Below are 21,867 nucleotides of genomic sequence, written 5' to 3'. Positions count from 1 at the left end.
ACCGAGAGCCTTGAGAATCCCGAACTGCCGGGATTACCAAGAGCTCTTGGTCACGCCCGGCAGCTCGCCACGGTGCGCCATCTCACGAAGGCACACGCGGCACAGGCCGAACTTGCGGTACACGGAGTGCGGACGGCCACAGCGCTGGCAGCGGGTGTAGCCACGCACACCGAACTTGGGCTTGCGAGCAGCCTTGGCAATCAGAGCCTTCTTCGCCATCTCGCTCACGCCTCCTTGAACGGGAAGCCGAGGTGACGAAGGAGCGCGCGGCCCTCAGCGTCGTTGGTCGCCGTGGTGACCACGGTGATGTCCATACCCCGGACGCGGTCGATCTTGTCCTGGTCGATCTCGTGGAACATGACCTGCTCGGTGAGACCGAAGGTGTAGTTGCCACGGCCGTCGAACTGCTTGGGGGACAGACCGCGGAAGTCGCGGATGCGCGGCAGCGCGAGCGACAGGGTGCGGTCCAGGAACTCCCACATGCGGTCGCCACGGAGCGTGACGTGGGCACCGATCGGCTGCCCCTCGCGCAGCTTGAACTGCGCGATGGACTTGCGGGCCTTGGTGACGGCCGGCTTCTGACCGGTGATCGTGGTGAGGTCGCGGATGGCGCCCTCGATCAGCTTGGAGTCGCGGGCGGCGTCGCCCACACCCATGTTGACCACGATCTTGACGAGGCCCGGGATCTGCATGACGTTCTCGTACTTGAACTCGTCACGCAGCTTCGGGGCGATCTCGTCGCGGTACTTCGTCTTCAGACGCGGAATGGTGGTGGTAGCCATCAGATGTCCTCACCCGTCCGCTTGGCAACGCGGATCTTGTTGCCCTCTTCGTCGAAGCGGTAGCCGACACGCGTGACGACCTTCTTGCCGTCCTTCTCCACGACCAGCTGGACGTTGGAGATGTGGATCGGCGCCTCGGTGGTCACGATGCCGCCGGCCTGGGAACCACCAGCCGTCGGACCGGCCTTGGTGTGCTTCTTGACCCGGTTGACACCCTCGACCAGGACGCGGTCCTCGCGCGGGTAGGCGGCGATGACCTTGCCCTGCTTGCCCTTGTCCTTGCCGGTGATGACCTGGACCAGGTCGCCCTTCTTGATCTTCATGCTTACAGCACCTCCGGCGCGAGCGAGATGATCTTCATGAACTTCTTCTCGCGCAGCTCACGGCCGACCGGGCCGAAGATGCGGGTGCCGCGAGGGTCGCCGTCGTTCTTCAGAATGACGGCGGCATTCTCGTCGAAGCGGATGTACGAGCCGTCCGGACGGCGGCGCTCCTTGACGGTGCGAACGATGACCGCCTTGACGACGTCACCCTTCTTCACGTTGCCACCGGGGATCGCGTCCTTGACGGTGGCGACGATGACGTCACCGATGCCCGCGTAGCGGCGACCGGAGCCACCGAGCACACGGATGCAGAGAATCTCCTTCGCACCCGTGTTGTCGGCGACACGCAGCCGCGACTCCTGCTGGATCACGTCTATCTCCTGTTTGTCTGCCGGTTCCCGGCAGGGGTTCTGCTACCGAACCCCTGCCGAGCCTGGCGGAACTGACCTGCGAGGCAACTGCCCCGCAGGAATTACTACTTGGCCTTTTCGAGGATCTCGACGACGCGCCAGTGCTTGGTGGCGGACAGCTTCCGCGTCTCCATCAGGAGGACGCGGTCACCGATACCGGCGGCGTTCTGCTCGTCGTGCGCCTTGAGCTTGTTGGTACGGCGGATGACCTTGCCGTACAGCGCGTGCTTCACACGGTCCTCGACGGCGACGACGACGGTCTTGTCCATCTTGTCGCTGACGACCAGGCCCTCACGGGTCTTGCGGGCGTTGCGCTCGGTCTTTGCAGTCACGTTGTTCTCGCTCATCAGGCGCTCTCCACCGTTTCGATGCCCAGCTCACGCTCGCGCATCAGGGTGTAGATCCGCGCGATGTCCTTGCGGACCGCCTTCAGACGGCCATGGTTCTCAAGCTGACCCGTCGCCGCCTGGAAGCGGAGGTTGAACAGCTCTTCCTTGGCCTCGCGGAGCTTGTCCAGCAGCTCCTCGTTGCCCAGCTCGCGCAGCTCGGACGCCTTGGTACCGGCCGACATCACGCTTCACCTGCCTCGCGCTTGACGATCCGGCACTTCATCGGCAGCTTGTGGGCCGCACGGGTCAGCGCCTCACGGGCGATCTTCTCGTTGGGGTACGACAGCTCGAACATCACGCGTCCGGGCTTGACGTTGGCGATCCACCACTCCGGAGAGCCCTTACCGGAACCCATGCGGGTCTCGGCCGGCTTCTTCGTCAGCGGACGGTCCGGGTAGATGTTGATCCAGACCTTGCCGCCACGCTTGATGTGACGGGTCATGGCGATACGAGCCGCCTCGATCTGGCGGTTCGTGACGTACGCCGGGGTCAGCGCCTGGATGCCGTACTCACCGAACGCGACCTGCGTGCCACCCTTGGCAGCGCCGCTGCGCTTCGGGTGGTGCTGCTTGCGGTGCTTGACCCTACGGGGGATCAGCATGTCGGTCAGCCCTCCGTTCCGGTGCTCTCAGCCGGAGCGGCTGCGGGGGCCGCCGAGGACTCCGCCTTGGGGGCCTCGGCGCCGGCAGCCTGCTGCGGCTTGCGACCGCGCCGCTCGCCACCGCGGCCACCACGGGCCGGGCGGTCGGCACCGCCACGCGCCGGGCGGTTACCCGCACGGGCGGCGGCGTTCTCGGCGCGGACCTCGGCGATGTTCTTGACGTCGCCCTTGTAGATCCAGACCTTCACGCCGATACGGCCGAAGGTCGTCTTGGCCTCGAAGAAGCCGTAGTCCACGTTTGCGCGGAGCGTGTGCAGGGGCACACGGCCCTCGCGGTAGAACTCCGAGCGGGACATCTCGGCGCCGCCGAGGCGGCCACCGCACTGGATCTTGATGCCCTTGGCGCCCGCCTTCATCGCCGACTGCATGCTCTTGCGCATGGCGCGGCGGAAGGAGACGCGGGAGGACAGCTGCTCGGCGACGGCCTGGGCCACCAGCTGAGCGTCCGTCTCCGGGTTCTTGACCTCAAGGATGTTCAGCTGGACCTGCTTGCCGGTCAGCTTCTCCAGGTCACCGCGGATGCGGTCGGCCTCGGCGCCGCGGCGGCCGATGACGATGCCCGGACGCGCGGTGTGGATGTCGACGCGGACGCGGTCACGGGTGCGCTCGATCTCGACCTTGGAGATGCCGGCGCGCTCCATGCCGGACGTCATCATCCGACGGATGGCGACGTCTTCCTTGACGTAGTCCTTGTACAGCTTGTCGGCGTACCAGCGCGACTTGAAGTCGGTGGTGACACCGAGCCGGAACCCATGCGGGTTTACCTTCTGGCCCATTACCGGGTTCCTTCCTTGCTGCTGACGACCACGGTGATGTGGCTGGTCCGCTTGCGGATCCGGTAGGCGCGGCCCTGGGCCCGCGGCCGGAACCGCTTCAGGGTCGGGCCCTCGTCGACGTACGCCTCGGAGACGAACAGCGAGTCGGCGTCGGAGTGGTCGTAGTTGTGCGCGGCGTTGGCGATGGCGCTGTCGAGCACCTTGCCGACCGGCACGGAGGCTGCCTGCGGAGCGAATCGCAGAACAGCCTGGGCCTCCGTGGCGTCCATGCCACGGATGAGGTCCACCACGCGGCGGGCCTTCATGGGCGTGACGCGGATGTACCGCGCCTGGGCCCTGGCTTCCATGGTTGTCCCTTCAGTTACTTACGTGTCTGAATGCGATCCGCTACTAGCGGCGCTTCGACTTCCGGTCGTCCTTGACGTGGCCCCGGAAGGTGCGGGTCGGCGAGAACTCGCCGAGCTTGTGGCCGACCATCGACTCGGTGACGAACACCGGGATGTGGGTCTTGCCGTTGTGCACCGCGATCGTGTGGCCGAGCATGGCCGGGACGATCATCGAGCGGCGGGACCAGGTCTTGATGACGTTCTTGGTGCCGGCTTCGTTCTGTACGTCCACCTTCTTGATCAGGTGGTCGTCGACGAAGGGCCCCTTCTTCAAGCTACGCGGCATCTCAACCCGTCCTTAGCGCTTCTTGTTCGTCTTGCGGCGGCGGACGATGTACTTGTTCGACGCCTTCTTGGGCGAACGAGTACGGCCTTCCTTCTTGCCCCACGGGGACACGGGGTGGCGACCACCGGAGGTCCGGCCCTCACCACCACCGTGCGGGTGGTCGACCGGGTTCATGACCACACCACGGACGGTCGGACGAACGCCCAGCCACCGCTTGCGGCCCGCCTTGCCCCAGTTGATGTTCGACTGCTCGGCGTTGCCGACCTCGCCGACGGTGGCGCGGCAGCGGACGTCGACCAGGCGGATCTCACCGGACGGCATGCGCAGGTGGGCCATGGAGCCCTCCTTCGCGAGCAGCTGCACGGAGGCACCGGCCGAGCGGGCGAACTTGGCGCCGCCGCCCGGACGCAGCTCGATGGCGTGCAGGGTGGTACCGACCGGGATGTTGCGCAGGGCGAGGTTGTTGCCCGGCTTGATGTCGGCCCCGGGACCGTTCTCGACGCGGTCGCCCTGGCTCAGGCCACGCGGCGCGAGGATGTAGCGCTTCTCGCCGTCCGCGTAGTGCAGCAGCGCGATGCGCGCGGTGCGGTTGGGGTCGTACTCGATGTGCGCGACCTTCGCCGGCACGCCGTCCTTGTCGTGCCGACGGAAGTCGATCAGACGGTAGGCGCGCTTGTGTCCGCCACCCTGGTGGCGAACGGTCACACGACCGGCGTTGTTACGGCCGCCCTTGCTGTGCAGGGGGCGGACCAGCGACTTCTCCGGCGTGGACCGCGTGACCTCGACGAAGTCGGCGACGCTGGCGCCACGACGGCCCGGCGTAGTCGGCTTGTACTTGCGGATTCCCATTGTCTCTCAGTCCTCGGAAGATTCCCGATTATCTGGACGATCCGACCCGCTTACGCGGTCGGACCGCCGAAGATGTCGATGCGGTCGCCCTCGGCAAGGGTCACGATGGCGCGCTTGGTGGCGGCGCGCTGGCCGAAACCGGTCTTCGTGCGCTTGCGCTTGCCCTGGCGGTTGATCGTGTTGACCCCGGTGACCTTGACCGAGAAGACCGCCTGGACGGCCTGCTTGATCTGGGTCTTGTTGGCGTTCGGGTCGACGATGAACGTGTACTTGTTCTCGTCGAGGAGCGCGTAGCTCTTCTCGGACACGACCGGCTTGAGCAGGACGTCACGGGGGTCCGTGTACGCCTTGCTCGCCGGGGTGACGACGGTGTTCTTGCCCTCGGTGGCGTGGCGCCTCGCCTTGGCGACGCGCGCGGCCTTGGCGGCCTTGGCGGCCTTCGAGGCGATAGCGGGGTGACGGACTGCCATCAGACCTCGCTCCCTTCGGTGTCATTGCTCCGCGCGGCGGAAGGCGCGCCGGACACGAAGGACTCGAAAGCGGCCTGGGTGAAGACCACGTCGTCCGAGACGAGAACGTCGTACGTGTTCAGCTGGCCCGGCTCCAGGATGTGGACCTGGGGCAGGTTGCGGGCGGACAGCCACGCGGCCTCGTCGGCGCGGTCGACGACCAGGAGCAGGTTCTTGCGCTCGCTGATCTTGCCGAACAGGCTCCGGGCGGCCTTCGTGCTGGGGGTCTCGCCCTCGACCACGCCGGCGACGACGTGGATGCGGTCGTGACGGGCCCGGTCGGTGAGGGCACCGCGCAGGGCGGCGGCCTTCATCTTCTTCGGGGTCCGCTGCGAGTAGTCACGTGGCTGCGGGCCGTGTACGACGCCACCGCCGGCGAACTGCGGCGCGCGGGTCGAACCCTGGCGGGCGCGACCGGTGCCCTTCTGGCGGTAGGGCTTCCTGCCACCACCACGGACCTCGCCGCGAGTCTTGGTCTTGTGGGTGCCCTGGCGGGCGGCGGCCAGCTGCGCGACGACGACCTGGTGGATCAGCGGGACGCTGACCTTGGCGTCGAAGATCTCCGCGGGGAGCTCGACGGAACCGGCCTTCTCGCCCGCCGGCGAAAGGATGTCAACAGTGCTCATCGGTTACCTCAGGCCCCCTTGGCCGCGGTGCGGACCAGGACGAGGCCGCCGTTCGGACCGGGAACCGCGCCCTTGATGAGCAGCAGACCCTTCTCCGCGTCAACGGCGTGGACGGTCAGGTTCTGGGTGGTGACCCGCTCGTTGCCCATGCGACCCGCCATGCGGAGGCCCTTGAACACGCGGCCCGGGGTGGCGCAGCCACCGATGGAGCCGGGGGAGCGGTGCTTGCGCTGGGTACCGTGCCCGGCGCCGAGGCCACGGAAGTTGTGGCGCTTCATGACACCGGCGAAGCCCTTGCCCTTGCTCTTGCCGGTGACGTCGACCTTGACGCCGGCCTCGAACACCTCGGCGGTGACTTCCTGGCCCAGCGTGTACTCGGAGGCGTCCGACGTGCGGATCTCGACGAGGTGACGACGCGGGGTGACGTCGGCCTTGGCGAAGTGGCCCTTGAGGGGCTTGTTCACCTTGCGCGGGTCGATCTCGCCGAAGGCGATCTGGACGGACTCGTAGCCGTCGGCGTCATTGGTACGGACCTGGGTGACGACGTTGGGTCCGGCCTTGACGACGGTGACGGGAACAACGCGGTTGTTCTCGTCCCACACCTGCGTCATGCCGAGCTTCTCGCCCAGGATGCCCTTGATCTGCTTAGCCATCTCTCAGATCACCGCGCCTCAGAGCTTGATCTCGATGTCGACACCGGCCGGGAGGTCGAGTCGCATCAGAGAGTCAACGGTCTTGGGGGTCGGGTCGAGGATGTCGATCAGGCGCTTGTGCGTGCGCATCTCGAAGTGCTCGCGCGAGTCCTTGTACTTGTGCGGCGACTTGATGACGCAGTACACGTTCTTCTCAGTGGGCAGCGGCACCGGGCCCGCGACCGACGCACCAGTACGGGTCACCGTCTCGACGATCTTCTTCGCCGAGGAGTCGATGACCTCGTGGTCGTAGGCCTTGAGCCGGATGCGGATCTTCTGTCCCGCCATGGCTACTCAGCAGTCCTGTCTCTTCTCACGCTCTGGAACCCGGTGTTCCCTTCGTTTCCTTCGCCTGCTCCGACCCACGCGGTCGGGCGTGTCGCGTTCCCGCTGACACAGATGCCCCTTGTTCGAACATCCCTGCGGGGAATGCGCACGGCCCTTCCGGAACCGCAGACCGGGGGCGGAAGGCCCACCGGGCGCCTGGCCGGTGCTGCGCCGACGCTTCCCGGAAGATTCCCGTACGTCCAACCCACACGGGGTTGACGAGTACTGTGGGACTCGCTTCCGGTCCTCCCGGCGGGAGGCGCGCAACATCAACACTCGACCGAGCAACTCGGACAGTCTGCCACAGGGCCCTTGACCGACGCCAATCGAGCCGAAGAGGTTACCCCGGGCGTGACTTAGGTCAAACCCACGGCTGCCGCCAGTGGCACTGCTTTGGATACGCAGCGTTACTGGGTGCGTCTGGGACCGTACGCCATATGCGTACGTGCTCATAGGGACAGGCAGGAGGGGCGAGTGCACGAGGGGCATAGTGTCCGGATACGAGCAGCGCGAGCAGGTGACGGTAGTGACCACTGACTGCTCCCCAGCATGCCAGTGGCTCCGTAGATGAGCGTCGAGGAGTTCGAACATCGGGCCGCTTCCGCCACCAAGGAGTTGGAGGGGACTCGCCTGAAGTCCCTGTACGGGCACATCGAGTGGAAGCCAGCCTGTGCCCGACGGGAAGCACAGCCGGCTCATCCAGCGGCTGACGAAGGTCTGGCTCCAGCAGCGCCCCGATCTCTGGCTCGGCAGTCACCGGCTGCTCCAGTCCGGCCTGATCAGGCCGGAGGACCTGCTCCGCAAGTACACGCGGGAGTTGCACGCGAACGAGATCGTGCTGCTGGCGTACTACATCGCGGCGGTCAACGTCGAGGCCGCGTTCCATGACGTGTACGCGGAGGCCGGGGCTGATACTGGGAATACGTACGTCCCGTTCGAGGGCATCGTGCTGACGGACACGTTCCAGCTCGCGGAGTCCGAGGAGGGACGGCTGTTCGGGGACGTGCTGTCGGGGAACAGCGAGCGGGTGCGGAAGCAGATGGGGCAGGACATTCGGGTCGTGCTGGGGAATCCGCCTTATTCGGTGGGGCAGGACAGCCAGAACGACGACAACCAGAATCTGAAGTACGAGGCGTTGGACGGCCGGGTCCAGGCGACCTACGCGGCAAGGTCGACGGCGAAGAACAAGAACTCCCTCTACGACTCCTACCTCCGCGCTTTCCGTTGGGCCTCCGACCGGATCAAGGACGAGGGTGTCGTGGCGTTCGTCTCCAACGGCGGCTACATCGACGGGAACACGGCCGATGGCGTCCGCAAGTGCCTGACGGACGAGTTCGACGCGGTGTACTGCTACAACCTGCGGGGCAACCAGCGCACGGCTGGCGAGCTGTCCCGCAGGGAGGGCGGCAAGATCTTCGGTTCGGGCAGCCGCAATACGGTGGCCGTGATCGTCCTGGTCAAGGGTGGTCGTACGGACGCGCCACGCGGGCTCTTCTACCGGGATATCGGGGACTACCTCAGCCGCGAGGACAAGCTCGGCATCATGAGCGGGCAGAGCCTGGAGTCGGTGGAGTGGCAGCGGATCGCGCCGAACGCAGACGGGGACTGGATCAACCAGCGGGACGAGAGGTTCGCGACGTTCCAACCTGTCGGGGAGACAGACAAATCCGCAGTGGAGAAGGGTATCTTTCGACTGTTCTCCCGTGGGCTTGAGACCGGCCGAGACTCATGGGTTTACAACTTCTCCGGGCAACAGCTCCGCGAGAATGCGGAATCGATGGTCAACTTCTACAACGCGCAGGTAACTGGGTACCAGGAGCACCGCAGGATCTCGGGCACTACCCAATCCCAAGTGGCAGATGCGGACCGCTACATCGACCGTGATGCGGAGCAAATCAGCTGGACAACCAGCCTGATCTCGAAGCTCACACAGGGGAAGCAACTGGAGTATGCCGCGGAGCGCGTCGTAACGGGCCTGTATCGTCCCTTCAACCGCCAAGCGGTGTATTTTGACCGAGACCTCAACCATCGTCCCGGCAAGATGCCACAACTATTCCCGACGCCGGAGCATGAAAATTTCGGCTTCTACAACGTCGGCAATGGATCGGCAGTCCCCTTCTCGGTACTCATGCTGGATTGCCTCCCTGACCTTCACGTCACAGGCGCGGGCAGCGGTGGCCAGTTCTTCCCCCGCTATACCTACCGCGAACTCACCGTGGAAGGCGGCTTCGACTTCGGTGACGAAGCCGGATCCGCCGCCTACGAGCGCGTCGACAACATCACCGATGCCACGCTCGCCGCGTACCGCAAGACGTACGCCGACACGGCTCCCGACCTGACGAAGGACGACATCTTCTTCTACGTCTACGGGTTGCTCCACTCCCCCGCCTACCGCGAGGCCTACGCCGCCGACCTCAAGAAGTCCCTGCCCCGCATCCCAAGGGTGCGCGACTTCCGGGGCTTCTCGGCGGCCGGCCGGGAGCTGTCCAAGCTGCACATCAAATACGAGACGGCCAAGCCGTTCGGCGGCATCGTGATGTCGCTCAGGAACACCCGCCCGGACATGCCCGAATCCGAGCTCTTCCGGGTGAGCAAGATGAAGATCCCGAAGGTGAAGGGCGTCCAGGACCGCACGCAGATCGTCTACAACAACCACGTCACGCTGGAGAACATCCCGGAGGAAGCGTACGAGTACCAGCTCGGCGCGCGTTCGGCGATCGAGTGGATCATCGACCGGTACCAGGTGAAGACCGATCCGAAGTCCGGCATCGTCAACGACCCCAACGACTGGTCCGACGACCCGCTTTACGTCGTCGACCTACTCCGGCGCATCGTGACGGTCAGCCTCGCGACGATGGAGATCGTCCGACACCTGCCGCCGCTCGACATCATCGAGGACGCCGCCTGAGCCTCGGCTTCCTCGCTGACGGCAACGCGCCCCGCCCTGGCATCGTCCAGGTGCGGGGCGCGAGCACTTGAGGCTCAGGCCTCGCGGGCGTAGGTCACGAACTCCACCCACGCCGAGCCACCCACGTCGAACGACGGGCCCTGCATGTTCTTGGAGTCGCGGACATGCACGGTGCCGGGGGTGATGGCAAGCTCAACGCAGGAGTTGCCGTCGTTGCCGCCGCTGTAGCTGCTCTTGAACCACGCCAGCTCGGAGGCGTCCCCGGCGATGGTCTTGCGGATCATGTTTCTCCCAGCAGTTGCTCGATGAAGGCCAGCGACTCCCCAGGCGAGAGTGCCTGAGCCCGGATGGTGCCATACCGCAGCTCAAGGATGCGCAGGTGTTTGGGTTCGGAGGTCGGCCGACCGTTGAACGCGCCATCGGAGCGCCCCACCGCCGTACCGTCCGGGAACTTCAGCAGTTCGATCCGACCGTCCAGGCCGGAGTGGGTGTCGCAGTTCATCGGCATCACCTGAAGCACGATGTTGTGCAACCGTCCCACCTCCAGCAGGCGTTCGAGCTGCTGACGCCAGGCCATTGTGCCCCCGATGGGACGACGCAGGACCCCTTCTTCCAGGACGAAGCTGAGCGCTGGAGCGGGCGAGCGTTCGAAGACCGTCTGCCGAGCCAGACGTGCGGCCACCATGCGTTCCACATCGTCCGGCGAGTACGGCGGCTGCGCAGCCCCGATCACCGATCGCGCATGCTCCGAGATCTGCAACAGCCCGGGGATGATGTGGCACTCGTACAGAGCGATCTCCACCGCCTTGGCCTCCAGCTTGCCCAGTTCCCGAACCTTCTTCGGGTACCGGACCTTCCTCACGTCCTCCCACGTCGCCGCAATGAGCCCACCCGCCTTCAACACCTCGTCGGCCCTAACCAAGTAGTCCTGCCGGGGAATCCGCTTCCCTCCCTCGACCTTGTAGACGAGGTCCTCCCCGTACCCGATCGCCTTCCCGAACTCGGCGGCCCGCAGCCCCGCCGCCTCCCGACGTAGCTTCAACTGCCGCCCCACAGTGGTGATGACGGCGACACCCCACTCGTCGTCCGGATCCACCTCCCACCCCGGCTCCTCCGCCTCATCCCTGAGCCGTCCCGCCTCACCGTCCACCGACATACCGCGCCCTCCGTAGTCCCGCGTCGTACCGCGACGCCCTGCCCGGAGCAACGGTGCCGACAGCCCGGACAGCACCGGACAACGAGCCGACAGTCACGTCACGCAAGCACTCGATCACTCCTCACGGTAAGCGCACTCGGCAACGCTGGGTGACGTGAATCAGGAAATCGCCGCACCCGAGACCACGGCCCAATCGGCCGAGCATTTCCCCAACTTCAGCGTGCTGCTGTCGTCCACACGACGCGAAGCCCGTCTGGCCCGACTCCTCGCCGAGGCGCACCTGCGCCGCCGAGGGCTGCCCAAGGAGACCGCGCTGCTCACCGCCGGAATCCGCACCTACGGGTTCCGGTGCCGAAGGCCGTATCCACTGAAAGAACTCGGGGGACGAAGAACCCCGCCAAGCCCCACCCCACCCGCCCGTGCTCAACCGTCACTCGGGCGGGTGAACATCACCGGCTCAACTGGATTTCAGGGACTCCAACTGCCCTACTCTCAGCGCAAACAACCGCAAACATGCATCGGCCCCCGGCCGGGACTAGCGATCCCGATCGAGGGCCTGGCCACCGAGGAAGATAGAGGCTTCCCGATGGGTACCCAGAACCCTAGCGTGTCCCCGCACTCCCAGTCAGCCGTTGCCGCCATCGAACCCCCCTCCCGGGCGAATCCACGCACACGCACACGCCCGCATGCCTACGGCGTAACCCACGACAACACCCGCCACACCACCCGCTTCACGGTGATCGGCAACCACCTGGCCCAGCACCCCGAGCTGTCCCTGGTGGCCATCGCCCTGGCCGTGCACATCCAGTCACTGCCGGCCCATGCCCCCGTGGACATCAAGACCCTCGCCGACCGCTTCCCCGAGGGCCGCACCCGCATCGCCGCCGGCCTGCGCGAACTGGAGGCCCACGGCTACCTCCGCCGCGTACGCGAACACACCCCCGCCGGCCGCCTGGTCACCCGCACGATCAGCTGCAACCAGCCGCACTCAGCGGTACGCCGAAGCCACGCATCCGCACCCGTTTCGGCCGCCACCTCCGGCAACCGGACGGCGGCCACCGAGGAGCCCCCGGCAGGGCACGGCAAACCCCGCGAACCCCGCAAGAAGCGGCACCCGCTCCCGCCAGTCCCCCAGCCGACGTACCCCTCCCCCGCTCTCCTCCAGGAGGCCGCCGACCTCCTCGCCACCCTGCACCGCGAGGACTCCCGCCTTCTCCTCTCCGCCTGCGATACCGCCCATCTCGCCCCCGGCGTCGCCGCCTGGCTGCAGTACGAGGTGCCCCCGGGCGCGGTACGCCGTGCTCTGACCTCCGACCTGCCACCCGAGGGCGTACGCCGCCCAGCGGCCCTCCTTGCCCATCGCCTCACGGCTCAGCTTCCGCCCCCACCCCCGGTGCGCGCCCCGGCCGCTCCACCACCCGTACGGCACCCCCTGCAGAACTGCGACGGCTGCGACCGCGGCTTCCGCGCGGCCGAGCCCGCAGATCTCTGCGGGGACTGCCGTACCGCGGCCGCGAGTCATGGGGCTCGCCAAGTCATGGAAACCACCGACGGTCCGGTCTGCGAAACGGCAAGATGAGCCGCACGGCAGGTCGTGACCTCCCTCGGACGCCCACCGAATCGACAGGACCCACAGCCCGTGTTGCCTTCGTTCGCCGCGAACGGATTCCTTCCGCTCGGCCGGTACTCGGTCTCCCTCGACGACGCGGAATCCATGCTGGTCCGTGCGCCCCAGTTCCGGGGCTCAGCCACCCGCGGGAAACTATGGACCGGGTTGCACGACTACCTGGAACGCTTCTTCGCCCTCGAGGACCAGTACCTGGACGTCCTGGACGGGCTCACGCTCATGCACAGGCTGTGGCTCGGCGGCAGCTTCGTCAGCGCCAAGATCGATCCACGGAACATCGACGTAACCCTGCTGATCGATGCCAGGGCTGAGCACGCGGTGCGTGGCAGACCGGGCTCGAAGTGGCTGACCACGGCCTTCAAAAGCCGGGACAGCATGAAGAAGACGTTCGGCATCTCGCCGGTCAGAGTCGGGTACCGCCCCGTCGGGCACGTCTTCCAGCCTGAGCGCATGGCGCCCGAGGAGCGGACATACTTCATGCAAAGGGGCGTGTGGGACGACTGGTGGCAACGCTGTCGGCTGCCTGACCAGGCAGACAGTTCCCCGTCGGAGGAGAGTGCCGTCCCGGCACGCGGATACCTGGAGGTGCGACTGTGACAACCGGCGACAGCTGGCGCGAACGCAGGCGTGAACGCCTCCGGAGCGACCCGAACGCCACGGAGGCCGCACGCCGCCTGCTGGAGGAGATGGGAACCGAGGAGCGGGACGACGAGGAGGTCGAGGCCGATCACCGGGCGAGCCTCCTGGCAGCAGCACGCGAGTACGAGCCGGACGCCCACCTCGAGGAAGAGCTCCGGCTCCGGCTCACCGGCCCGGACACCGAGGGCGGCGCCTTGCGCTTCCAGTGGGGCGATTCCCTTCTCGACCCGGTGGAAAAGGCGGTTTCCGCGGCGGCGGGCACTCCGATTCAACTGGAACTCACCGGCGTCTCGCCGGGCAGCACCGTGATTCACGCCCGTCCCGTCGCCGCGACTCATGCGCAGAACCAGGCGGCTCTGGACGCCCCCACCACCTCTGCGGCCAGCAGTGGCATGCAGGCTTTCACCAGGCTCCTGGACGCTCTGGAAGCCGAACAGGACGTCCGCGAATGGGCGCGGCTCTTCGATGCCGTGGACGCGGTGGCACGGGCACTGGACAAGTACGAACTCGAATTGGGCGTGACCTGGTACGACGCGGATGGCGGCATGCGCAGTGCTCGGCTGACCGAGCGCGGTCGGCACTACGTAGGGCGACTGCGCGACACCAGGCCGCGCGACCAGGAGATCACCATCTCCGGCCGGATCACGGAGCTGCGTGAGAGCGGATGGGTGAAGGTGAAGACGGGCACCGCGAAGAACGCTCCCGCCTACGACGTCCACTTCGAGGATCCCGGAGCGCTGCTTCGCATGCGCCCCGGTCTCGGGGACAACGTCCACTTCCGGGTCCGGTTCCGTCAGCGTCTGGACTCCGTCGGTATCGCACGGGCAACCGAGTACACCTACCTGGGGCTGGCGGCGGAACAGGGGTCGCTGCCGCTGGACTCCTGAGCAGCTTGCCCGTGTCCGCCCTGGGCAGAAGGCTCGACGTGGCAGCCGTTCGTCACTCCGGCCGGGTGACGAATCCGAGCACCCGCCGCATCCGGAGGCCGGTTCCGTGCGGCTCCAGGTCACCCGTCACCGCTACCTCCAGCCCGTGCCGCCACGCGTGCGTGGCTTTGTCCACGTCTTCCGGACTCAGGTCCACCTGGACGCTTCGAACCCGTGAGGCGTCCTCGTGGAGCAAGGAACCGTAGATCGTGGCCTCCCCCGGTCACCCTGCCCGTGCAGGCAGGTGACGACGCCGTGCAGGACCCCTTCCGGCTCGCGGCCCAGCCGCTCCCCCTCTCAGGTCCTTACCGCCGGAAGTGGACGTCTGGCACCGCACAGCGAGCACGGGAGTGCTGCACGCCAAGCTGATCGCGGACGACCGCCACAGCGGGTGAACGCTCAGCCGTAGGTCACCAGCCCACCGAACTCGGCGAGGAACCGGCGCGCGGCCTCGTGCGCCACGAACCCGCCGCGCTCCAGCAGGACCGCCTCCACGTGTCCGTCGGCACGGCCCGCCCCGGCCGCCATCCCGCACGCCGCAGCACCTCGTCGGTCTGCGGGGATCAACGCCCCGCCTGGCCATCACTCATTCACAACACCGCCCGAACACCGAGTTGATCAAGAACATGCTGACAGGAGGCGCACGGCGCCTTCGGGGTGCCGTGCGCGGGGTTGCCTTCCACGCGAACGTCTACGGCTTACGAGCGGCGTCCGCGCAGCGAGCGCCAGGCATCCCCGATCGCCTCCGTGGAACGCAGCCACCAGCCTTCCAGCTTGGCTCGCACCGTCACATACACCCACCGGCGCTTGAACCACGGCGGCAGCTTCCGGAACGGTACGTACGCCAGGGCGTCCCTGATGGCGTGCTCGGCCACGCCGCCGGGACCCTCGGCCCTCAGCGCCGTGAACAGCTCGGGGGTCAAGTCCCCGTTGAGCCGCGCCGCATGTCCCGCCGCGGTGAACGCATACCCCCGTTGACCGCGGTCCGGAAGCCGCATCGCCCTGACGATCCGAGGCGACGCCTCCTCCAACGGACACTGGAACGCCAACCCGATCACCGCCGTACCCAGGTGGTCCTCCCCGCGCTCGAACGCGGCATCCCACTCCCCGGGGTCATCGAGCCCCAGCAGCCCCTCGCCGTTCTCCCAGTCCCACCCTGACGTCATGGCCGACTCCCCCGCTTCAATCTGTCATCCGTCGCACTTGGGCGGGAGCACCCGCTGTTTCTTGATGTTGTCGATCATGCCTGCCTTCTTCAGCTTGGTCAGATCGCCCTGCGTGACACTCTTCGACGGATACGAGGACTGCACATGGCCGTGGTAGAGCTCCTTGACGATATTGCCGTCCTTGTCCGTGATCGCGCGGTGTCGGTCCAGCACCACGATCTCGTTGTTCACGTGGTCCACTCCGAGGCGCCTGGTGACGTCCGGGTTGTTCGGGTCCAAGTCGATGGACCGGTCGAGCGCTGCCTGCCCGTTGGTGGGCGCACGGCTGACTTCGCCCTTGGCCGACGAGCCGCTGGCCGAACCGTGCTTGCTGTACTCCGAGTCGTCATAGACGCGGACTGGCTCAGTGCTGTCTCCCTCCAGACCGAGCGGGTCAGTCCAGCGGAAGGGGTTGTCGACGTATGCGTGCGGGTTCGGGGCGGGGACCAGACCAAGTGGATCGGGAGTGAGGAAGCTCGCCGTGTCCGGGTCGTAGTAGCGCGCCAGGTTGTAGTGCAGGCCCGTCTCGGCGTCGCGGTACTGGCCCGGGAAGGCCAGTGGGCACAGGTCGCCGCCGTCGTCAGCGAGGGGGCGGCCCCACAGACTCGTCGCGGACCGCCAGGCGATCGTGCCGTCCTCCCCGACGAGTTCGCTGGGGGTGCCGACCAAGTCGGTGACGATGGCGTAGAACTGCCTGTCGATCGCCTCCGGGTCGTCGGCTCGCCAACGTCTCCGTACCTGGGCCGCCGCACGATGGGTGCCCGGCTCCCAGTCCCATGTGTCAGTCTCCACCCGGCCGTCACGGACTGTCTGCTGCTCCGCGAGGTTGGCACCGTCCCAGGTGAAGAGGGTCTCGTCCGTGCTCGAACCGTCCTCGTGCACACGCCACTTGGCGATGCGCCGGCCCAGCACGTCGTAGCCGTACCGCCACACCCCACACTCGGGCGTCACCGCCTCCGTGAGTCGGTCGTCGGCGTCCCAGGCGTACGTCCAGATCCGCCGAAGCCCGGACAGCGTGCGCCGGACCATCCGGACCACGCGGCCCTGGCCGTCGTGTTCGTACCTGGTACGACCCGCCGACGTGGCCTTCGTACCGGAGTGCCCGACCGGGCCCTGTGCGTCCTGCCCGCCAGGCGCGGGGTGGGCGGCGGCGGTGAGGTTGCCGAGTTCGTCGTAGGCGTACGTCTCGGTCCAGGTCTCGGCGGACACCTGTGTGACACGGCCCGCGCGGTCGAGATCGAACCTTCGGGTGCCGCCCAGTCGCTCGGTGATCGCGGTGACGTGGCCGTCCCCGCGGTAGGCGAAGGAGCGGGCCTGCCGCACGGCGTCCGCGCTGGGTCCCGAGCGGATGACCTGCTCGACGAGGCGGTGACCGGCGTCCCAGGACTGCGTCAGTGTGGCCGCTCCTGCCAAGTCACGGGCGATCTCGCGGCCGGCCGCGTCGTGCGTGAACGTCAGCTCACCCGCCGCGGTGACGAGCGACGTGGGCATACCCGCTGAGTCGTACGACCAGTCCGAGGTCGCTCCCGAGGGCGTGGTGCGCCGTACGCGTCGGCCCAGTGGGTCGTACACGCTGCTAACCGTCCGGCCGTCGACGGTCTCGGCGACGGTCCTGCCCATCGCGTCGTAGCCGTAGACGACCGTGCTGCCGGGGTTCATCGCCTCGACCAGCCGTCCGACCGCGTCGTACCGCAGCGTGGTGACGGCGCCGTCGTCCGTACGGGCCGTCACCACGCGCCCGGCAGGGTCCCGGGTGAGACGGACCGTCTGACGGGTACCGTTCGTCCGTTCGATCTGGCGGCCGGCCGCGTCGTGGACGTAGCCGAGCGTACGGCCGTCAAAGTCAGTCTCGCCGGTCAGGCGGCCTGCCGCGTCGTAGCGGTAACTCCATTCGTCGCCGTGCGGATTGGTCACGCCGATGAGCCGTAGCTCAGCGTCATGGGCGAAGACGTAGCGGGTACCGTCCGGGTCGGTTCGGGCCCTGGGGAGATCAAAGGCGCCGTACTCGAACGAGGTGGTGAACCCTCCCGGCTCACACCGCTCGGTGAGGTTGCCCTGTGCGTCGTACGACCAGGTCTCCCGTCCGCCGTCCGCGCGCTCCCGCCACAGCAGCCGACCGTCCGGGCTCCAGCCCTGCCGGACGGTCCCGCCGACCGCGTCGTTGATTCGCACGACGCGGCCGAACGCGTTCCGGTGCACAGTGACGACGCTCCCCCGCGGGTCCACGACCCCCACAGGCAGCCCGGCATCATCGGTGTCGAAGCGGAACGTGTTGCCGAGCGCGTCGGTCTGCGCGATCCTGTGTCCGCGTTCGTCGTAGGTGTACTCGCTCACGGCTCCCAGCGGATCGGTGCTGGTGAGCAGGTTGCCCCGGTCATCGTACGTGCATTCCCAGCGTGCGCCGTCGGCTTCCGTGAGGGCGACAGGCAGCATGTCGTCGCTGTACTCCACCTGGATACCGGTCCCGTCCGGCCGTTCCATCCGGACCGGTTGGCCGTGCGCGCCCAGACTGAAGCGGGTCGTGTTGCCCAGTTGGTCGGTACGGGACAGCAGCCGCCCGTAGCGGTCCCACTCCGAGTACTCGGAGTGGCCGAGGGGATCGGTCACGGCGACAAGTTGGTACAGCTCGTTGTGGCGGAACGTCGTCGTCTGACCGAGGGCGTCCGTGTAGCGCGTCTCGCGGCCCTCGATGTCGTACTCGATGGCGCAGGAAAGGCTGCCGTCGGCGCCCTCGCCTCGAACGCAGCGGTCCACGGCGTCGTAGGTGAAGCAATAGCAGTAACCGTTGCGGTCGGTCCACGACGTGATGCGCGCACGGTCGTCGTACGTCAGCTTGAGAGGTTGGCCGCTGTGGTCGTGGATCTCGGTGAGATCGCTGTTGGGGCCATATCCGAAGCGCCTGAGAACCGTCCCCTGGGGGCCGTCCTCCGGATTGCGCAGACGCAGACCGGTGACCCGCTCGCCCACCGTGTCCACGTGGATGTAGCGGCCGCCGGAATCACGGACGGCGACAGGCTTCCCCTCGGGATCGCGGTCGAAGTCGATTCGGTAGCCGTTACGGTCGGTCATCGCGGCAAGCAGGAGTGAGAACCCCTCGTCGGCCGCGGCGGGCCGCTGCGATGGGGCGAAGTGGCGCGTGATCCCCGTCAACGGGTCGGTGACACGCAGGGGGGCGTGGGGCGTGCCGTCCCAGTCCAGTGGCCGACGCGGGCCCTGCACCGGCAGGACCGCCGCGCCGGGCTCGGGCACGGGGTAGAAGAGGATCATGCCGTCCTCGGTGGCGTACACGGCGCCCTGGTCGTCCAACTCCAGGCGTTCGTCGAGCGTGGAGGCCCAGGAGGGGCCGAAGGAGCGGCCCGCCCAGTAGGTCGACAGGTGGGTGCGGCGCAGGACCAGCGGGAGCAGGCCCGGCAGGTCGACGTCGGTCTCCGCCATCAGCATCTCGCCGGAAACCATGTCGATGGGATCGCCGTTCAGGCATCGCCCCTTGCCGGGCTTGCTCTTGGCGACAGCGTCGTCCGCCTCCCGACGCAGTCCCTTCCCAAGCCCCTTGGCCATCCCCTTGAGGCCCATCTTGCCCAGGCCCTTCATCCCCCGGGCGAGGCCGCCGAGGGTGGTCAGGCCCTTGCCGCCGGGTATGCAGTCCAGGGCCGCGAAGGCCACGTCCCACAGGGACGCCTTGCCCTGTGAGTATTTGTAGAGGGTGTCGGCGAGGACGACGAGGGCCGCGATCAGGACGATGGCGCCCAGGATCGGACCGCCGATGATCATCGCGACGATGCCGACGACCGCGACGACCACCTTGCACACCGCGACGATGGTGTCCCAGTTGTTCTCGAACCAGTGGCCGATGTCCTCCCACCACGACCGGTTCTGGATCCCCGCGTCCGACGCCTCGTCGATCTTCGACTTCGCCTCACGCGCCGCCTCGTCACGCATCTTCCGCGCGTCCTCGGCCATCTTCTTCGCCGCGTCGAGGGCGTTCTGCGCGGTGGTGACGTCCGACTGCGCCTTCTCGTGCGCCGACTTGGCGTTCTGCACGTCCCGGGTGGCGGCACGGACCTTCGCCTCGTCCGGCTTGTCCCCGTCACTCCTGCGGCCGGTCGGGTCGTCCTTGTACTTGTCCGCCTCCTTGCCCGCGCGGGTCACCCACGAATCGGCCGAGGACAGGCGGGACTTGGCCGACGCCAGATCGGACTGCGCCTCCTTCGCCTTCGCCAGCGCCCGGTCCGCCAGCGCCTGCGCCCGCTCCAGCTCCGGCCAGAAACCGGCGAGCGCGTCACCGCACATCTCGTACGACTTCTTCAGCTTCTTCAGGTCCTTCGGGACGCCCCCGAACTGCTCCTTGAAGACCTCCGCGGACTTGCCCGCCCACTCCAGCAGCGTGTCCTCGCCCGCCATCCCCTTGACCAGACGCAGCGCGTCGGACACGTCGTCCGCGAAATCATGAAGCTGCTTCGCCAGCGAACGCACCCGCTGCGGGTCCCCCGGAGTCGGGTCCTTGTCCAGATCCAGCGGATGCCAGTCCGCAGGCCGATGCCCCACCATCCCGCAACCCCCGTCACGCGCGCATCCTCAACAGCCCTGTGCACACGCGAACTTACAAGGAACGGCTGCGCGAGAGAACCCTGTGCCGAACAGCCATCCGAGTACCGGGACCGCGTACCGGGACCGCCGGCCGGGCGCCGGGTGCACCCTCGGGTACTCACCCGTTCTGGCGGCTGCTCGACGCCGTGAAGCCGCCGAGGACGCCGGGCAGCGGTGGTCCACGCAGACAGCACGACCCGGACGCCGGGCCTCCCGGTGGGCTCCCGGCGGCGGTCGCCCGGCCGCCCCGTCGGGGGGGGCGGGCCAGACGGGCATCGTGGCGGTCGTGTCAGATGACGCCCTGTGCCAGCATCGCGTCGGCGACCCGTTCGAAGCCGGCGATGTTCGCGCCGGCCACGTAGTCGCCGGGGACGCCGTAGCGTGCGGCGGTCTCATGACAGGTGGTGTGGATGTCCTGCATGATGCGGGCCAGCTCCTCCTCGACCCGGGCGGCTGGCCACGCGGTGCGCGACGCGTTCTGCGCCATCTCCAGCGCGCTGACCGCGACCCCGCCCGCGTTCGCCGCCTTGCCGGGGCCGAAGGCCACCCCCGCACTCTGGAACAGCCGCACGGCCTCTGGTGTCGTCGGCATGTTCGCGCCCTCCGACACAGCCTTCACACCGTTACGGATGAGGGTGGCCGCGTCGTTCTCGTTCAGCTCGTTCTGCGTCGCCGACGGCAGCGCGACATCGGCCGGGACCTCCCAGACCCGCCCGCCGGGCACAAACCGCGCGGACGCGCCCCGACGCTCCGCGTAGGTGCTGATCCGGCCGCGTTCGACCTCCTTGACCTGCTTGAGCAGATCCAGGTCGATGCCCTTGTCGTCCACCACATACCCGCTGGAGTCCGAGCAGGTCAGCGGGTTCGCGCCGAGGGCCAGCAGCTTCTCCACCGAGTAGATGGCGACGTTCCCCGAGCCGGAGACGACCACCGTCTGGCCCTCCAGGTCCTCGCCCCGCTCGCGCAGCATCTCCGCCGCGAACAGTACGTTCCCGTACCCGGTCGCCTCCGGCCGGATCAGGGAACCACCCCACAGCGCACCCTTGCCGGTGAGGACACCGGCCTCCCAGCGGTTGGTGATCCGCCGGTACTGGCCGAACAGGTAACCGATCTCACGGGTGCCTACGCCGATGTCACCCGCCGGAACGTCGGTGTGCTCCCCGATGTGCCGATGCAACTCCGTCATGAACGACTGGCAGAACCGCATGACCTCCATGTCACTGCGGCCGTGCGGGTCGAAGTCGCTGCCGCCCTTGCCGCCGCCGATGCCGAGCCCGGTGAGCGCGTTCTTGAAGATCTGCTCGAAACCGAGGAACTTCACGATGCCGAGGTTCACCGACGGGTGGAAGCGCAGGCCCCCCTTGTACGGGCCCAGCGCGCTGTTGAACTCGACACGGAAACCACGGTTGACGTGAACCCGGCCGTGATCGTCCTGCCACGGCACCCGGAAGATGATCTGCCGCTCCGGCTCGCACAGCCGCTCGACGAGCCCCGGCTCCGCGTACTCCGGACGGGCCGCGAGCACCGGCGCGAGCGTCTCCAGCACCTCGTGGACGGCCTGGTGGAACTCGGGCTGGGCCGGATTGCGGTGCTCGATCTCGGCCCGCAGGTTGTCGAGCGAGGTCGGCGAGGACGGCAGGGTCGGCGAGATCCTCGCCTCGGGTCGGGTCGTCACGTGGTCCCCTTCCGGGCACGGCTGCTACCGGTACGCACCGGTGATGAGCGCTCGGCGCCGTTGCCGCGCGCAGGACTTGGCCGCCCCGGGATGGACATCCGGAAGCGGCCGACCCTTAAGTGTCCCTC

Annotated in this window: 26 protein-coding genes; 4 read left to right on the top strand and 22 right to left on the bottom strand. The window is 67.6% G+C overall.

The window, feature by feature from the left end; all coding sequences use genetic code 11:
• Positions 1 to 33: 33 nt before the first annotated feature.
• From ACWEKM_RS21515 to rpsJ, 15 genes are all read right to left on the bottom strand, one after another.
• The gene (locus ACWEKM_RS21515; RefSeq protein ID WP_003948630.1) at positions 34 to 219 is read right to left on the bottom strand and encodes a type Z 30S ribosomal protein S14; all 186 of its coding nucleotides are present in this window, start codon (positions 217 to 219) and stop codon (positions 34 to 36) included.
• A gap of 5 nt (positions 220 to 224) precedes the next feature.
• Entirely contained in the window at positions 225 to 782 is a 558-nt protein-coding gene (gene rplE, locus ACWEKM_RS21510) for a 50S ribosomal protein L5 (protein ID WP_351735978.1), read from the bottom strand.
• The gene (gene rplX / locus ACWEKM_RS21505) at positions 782 to 1,105 is read right to left on the bottom strand and encodes a 50S ribosomal protein L24 (RefSeq protein ID WP_451622790.1); all 324 of its coding nucleotides are present in this window, start codon (positions 1,103 to 1,105) and stop codon (positions 782 to 784) included. Before rplX ends, rplE begins: the two co-directional genes overlap by 1 nt.
• Positions 1,106 to 1,107: 2 nt before the next feature.
• On the bottom strand, positions 1,108 to 1,476 hold the full coding sequence (gene rplN / locus ACWEKM_RS21500) for a 50S ribosomal protein L14 (protein ID WP_003998823.1): 369 nt from the start codon (positions 1,474 to 1,476) through the stop codon (positions 1,108 to 1,110).
• A gap of 104 nt (positions 1,477 to 1,580) precedes the next feature.
• The gene (gene rpsQ, locus ACWEKM_RS21495) at positions 1,581 to 1,862 is read right to left on the bottom strand and encodes a 30S ribosomal protein S17 (RefSeq protein ID WP_451622789.1); all 282 of its coding nucleotides are present in this window, start codon (positions 1,860 to 1,862) and stop codon (positions 1,581 to 1,583) included.
• Positions 1,862 to 2,086, bottom strand: a complete 225-nt coding sequence (rpmC, locus tag ACWEKM_RS21490) for a 50S ribosomal protein L29 (RefSeq protein ID WP_121894850.1) — start codon at positions 2,084 to 2,086, stop codon at positions 1,862 to 1,864. Before rpmC ends, rpsQ begins: the two co-directional genes overlap by 1 nt.
• Positions 2,086 to 2,505, bottom strand: coding sequence for a 50S ribosomal protein L16 (rplP, locus tag ACWEKM_RS21485; protein WP_009327094.1), 420 nt, complete (start codon positions 2,503 to 2,505; stop codon positions 2,086 to 2,088). The genes rpmC and rplP overlap by 1 nt, the downstream gene beginning before the upstream one ends.
• 5 nt (positions 2,506 to 2,510) lie before the next feature.
• A complete protein-coding gene (rpsC, locus tag ACWEKM_RS21480; RefSeq protein ID WP_451622788.1) occupies positions 2,511 to 3,341 on the bottom strand; it encodes a 30S ribosomal protein S3 in 831 nt (276 codons plus the stop codon).
• Positions 3,341 to 3,688 (bottom strand): 50S ribosomal protein L22, encoded by a 348-nt coding sequence (gene rplV / locus ACWEKM_RS21475; protein WP_121894851.1) that lies wholly within the window; start codon positions 3,686 to 3,688, stop codon positions 3,341 to 3,343. Before rplV ends, rpsC begins: the two co-directional genes overlap by 1 nt.
• A gap of 43 nt (positions 3,689 to 3,731) precedes the next feature.
• Positions 3,732 to 4,013, bottom strand: coding sequence for a 30S ribosomal protein S19 (rpsS, locus tag ACWEKM_RS21470; protein ID WP_003948639.1), 282 nt, complete (start codon positions 4,011 to 4,013; stop codon positions 3,732 to 3,734).
• A 12-nt stretch (positions 4,014 to 4,025) separates the two neighbouring features.
• Positions 4,026 to 4,862: a 50S ribosomal protein L2 gene (gene rplB, locus ACWEKM_RS21465; RefSeq protein WP_451622787.1), complete on the bottom strand. Its 837-nt coding sequence runs from the start codon at positions 4,860 to 4,862 to the stop codon at positions 4,026 to 4,028.
• Between the two features lie 50 nt (positions 4,863 to 4,912).
• Entirely contained in the window at positions 4,913 to 5,332 is a 420-nt protein-coding gene (rplW, locus tag ACWEKM_RS21460; RefSeq protein ID WP_451622786.1) for a 50S ribosomal protein L23, read from the bottom strand.
• Complete coding sequence (rplD, locus tag ACWEKM_RS21455; RefSeq protein ID WP_451622785.1) at positions 5,332 to 5,997, bottom strand: 50S ribosomal protein L4; 666 nt, start codon at positions 5,995 to 5,997, stop codon at positions 5,332 to 5,334. Before rplD ends, rplW begins: the two co-directional genes overlap by 1 nt.
• An 8-nt stretch (positions 5,998 to 6,005) precedes the next feature.
• Positions 6,006 to 6,650 carry a 50S ribosomal protein L3 gene (gene rplC / locus ACWEKM_RS21450; protein WP_451622784.1) on the bottom strand — a complete coding sequence of 215 codons (645 nt, stop codon included), beginning with the start codon at positions 6,648 to 6,650 and terminating at the stop codon, positions 6,006 to 6,008.
• 18 nt (positions 6,651 to 6,668) lie between these two features.
• Positions 6,669 to 6,977 (bottom strand): 30S ribosomal protein S10, encoded by a 309-nt coding sequence (gene rpsJ, locus ACWEKM_RS21445; RefSeq protein WP_003948644.1) that lies wholly within the window; start codon positions 6,975 to 6,977, stop codon positions 6,669 to 6,671.
• Positions 6,978 to 7,686: 709 nt separating this feature from the next.
• Here rpsJ and ACWEKM_RS21440 point away from each other — a divergent pair.
• Complete coding sequence (locus ACWEKM_RS21440) at positions 7,687 to 9,924, top strand: type ISP restriction/modification enzyme (RefSeq protein ID WP_451622783.1); 2,238 nt, start codon at positions 7,687 to 7,689, stop codon at positions 9,922 to 9,924.
• 74 nt (positions 9,925 to 9,998) lie between these two features.
• Here the strand turns inward: ACWEKM_RS21440 and ACWEKM_RS21435 are convergent, their stop codons facing one another.
• Entirely contained in the window at positions 9,999 to 10,208 is a 210-nt protein-coding gene (locus tag ACWEKM_RS21435) for a DUF397 domain-containing protein (RefSeq protein ID WP_451622782.1), read from the bottom strand.
• Positions 10,205 to 11,080 carry a helix-turn-helix domain-containing protein gene (locus ACWEKM_RS21430; protein ID WP_451622781.1) on the bottom strand — a complete coding sequence of 292 codons (876 nt, stop codon included), beginning with the start codon at positions 11,078 to 11,080 and terminating at the stop codon, positions 10,205 to 10,207. Before ACWEKM_RS21430 ends, ACWEKM_RS21435 begins: the two co-directional genes overlap by 4 nt.
• A 586-nt stretch (positions 11,081 to 11,666) precedes the next feature.
• Between ACWEKM_RS21430 and ACWEKM_RS21425 the strand changes: the two genes are divergently transcribed.
• The 3 genes from ACWEKM_RS21425 to ACWEKM_RS21415 are packed head-to-tail and all read left to right on the top strand — an operon-like array spanning position 11,667 to position 14,233.
• On the top strand, positions 11,667 to 12,659 hold the full coding sequence (locus tag ACWEKM_RS21425; protein WP_451622798.1) for a helix-turn-helix domain-containing protein: 993 nt from the start codon (positions 11,667 to 11,669) through the stop codon (positions 12,657 to 12,659).
• A 60-nt stretch (positions 12,660 to 12,719) separates the two neighbouring features.
• Complete coding sequence (locus ACWEKM_RS21420; RefSeq protein ID WP_451622780.1) at positions 12,720 to 13,304, top strand: DUF6932 family protein; 585 nt, start codon at positions 12,720 to 12,722, stop codon at positions 13,302 to 13,304.
• Positions 13,301 to 14,233, top strand: a complete 933-nt coding sequence (locus tag ACWEKM_RS21415; RefSeq protein WP_451622779.1) for a hypothetical protein — start codon at positions 13,301 to 13,303, stop codon at positions 14,231 to 14,233. Before ACWEKM_RS21420 ends, ACWEKM_RS21415 begins: the two co-directional genes overlap by 4 nt.
• A gap of 52 nt (positions 14,234 to 14,285) precedes the next feature.
• Here ACWEKM_RS21415 and ACWEKM_RS21410 read toward each other — a convergent pair whose 3' ends face one another.
• The 5 genes from ACWEKM_RS21410 to gdhA all read right to left on the bottom strand — a co-directional run bounded on the left by ACWEKM_RS21410 (position 14,286) and on the right by gdhA (position 21,739).
• On the bottom strand, positions 14,286 to 14,408 hold the full coding sequence (locus ACWEKM_RS21410) for a hypothetical protein (RefSeq protein ID WP_451622778.1): 123 nt from the start codon (positions 14,406 to 14,408) through the stop codon (positions 14,286 to 14,288).
• Between the two features lie 263 nt (positions 14,409 to 14,671).
• Positions 14,672 to 14,800, bottom strand: coding sequence for a hypothetical protein (locus ACWEKM_RS21405; protein ID WP_451622777.1), 129 nt, complete (start codon positions 14,798 to 14,800; stop codon positions 14,672 to 14,674).
• Between the two features lie 170 nt (positions 14,801 to 14,970).
• Positions 14,971 to 15,438: a hypothetical protein gene (locus ACWEKM_RS21400; protein ID WP_451622776.1), complete on the bottom strand. Its 468-nt coding sequence runs from the start codon at positions 15,436 to 15,438 to the stop codon at positions 14,971 to 14,973.
• Between the two features lie 24 nt (positions 15,439 to 15,462).
• Complete coding sequence (locus ACWEKM_RS21395; protein WP_451622775.1) at positions 15,463 to 20,025, bottom strand: DUF6531 domain-containing protein; 4,563 nt, start codon at positions 20,023 to 20,025, stop codon at positions 15,463 to 15,465.
• 328 nt (positions 20,026 to 20,353) lie between these two features.
• Entirely contained in the window at positions 20,354 to 21,739 is a 1,386-nt protein-coding gene (gene gdhA / locus ACWEKM_RS21390; RefSeq protein WP_451622774.1) for an NADP-specific glutamate dehydrogenase, read from the bottom strand.
• Between the last annotated feature and the right edge of the window lie 128 nt (positions 21,740 to 21,867).

The organism is Streptomyces sp. NPDC004752 (assembly GCF_053601275.1).
The sequence above is the reverse complement of the archived record's forward strand: the minus strand, read 5'-3'. Positions and strand labels throughout refer to the sequence as shown.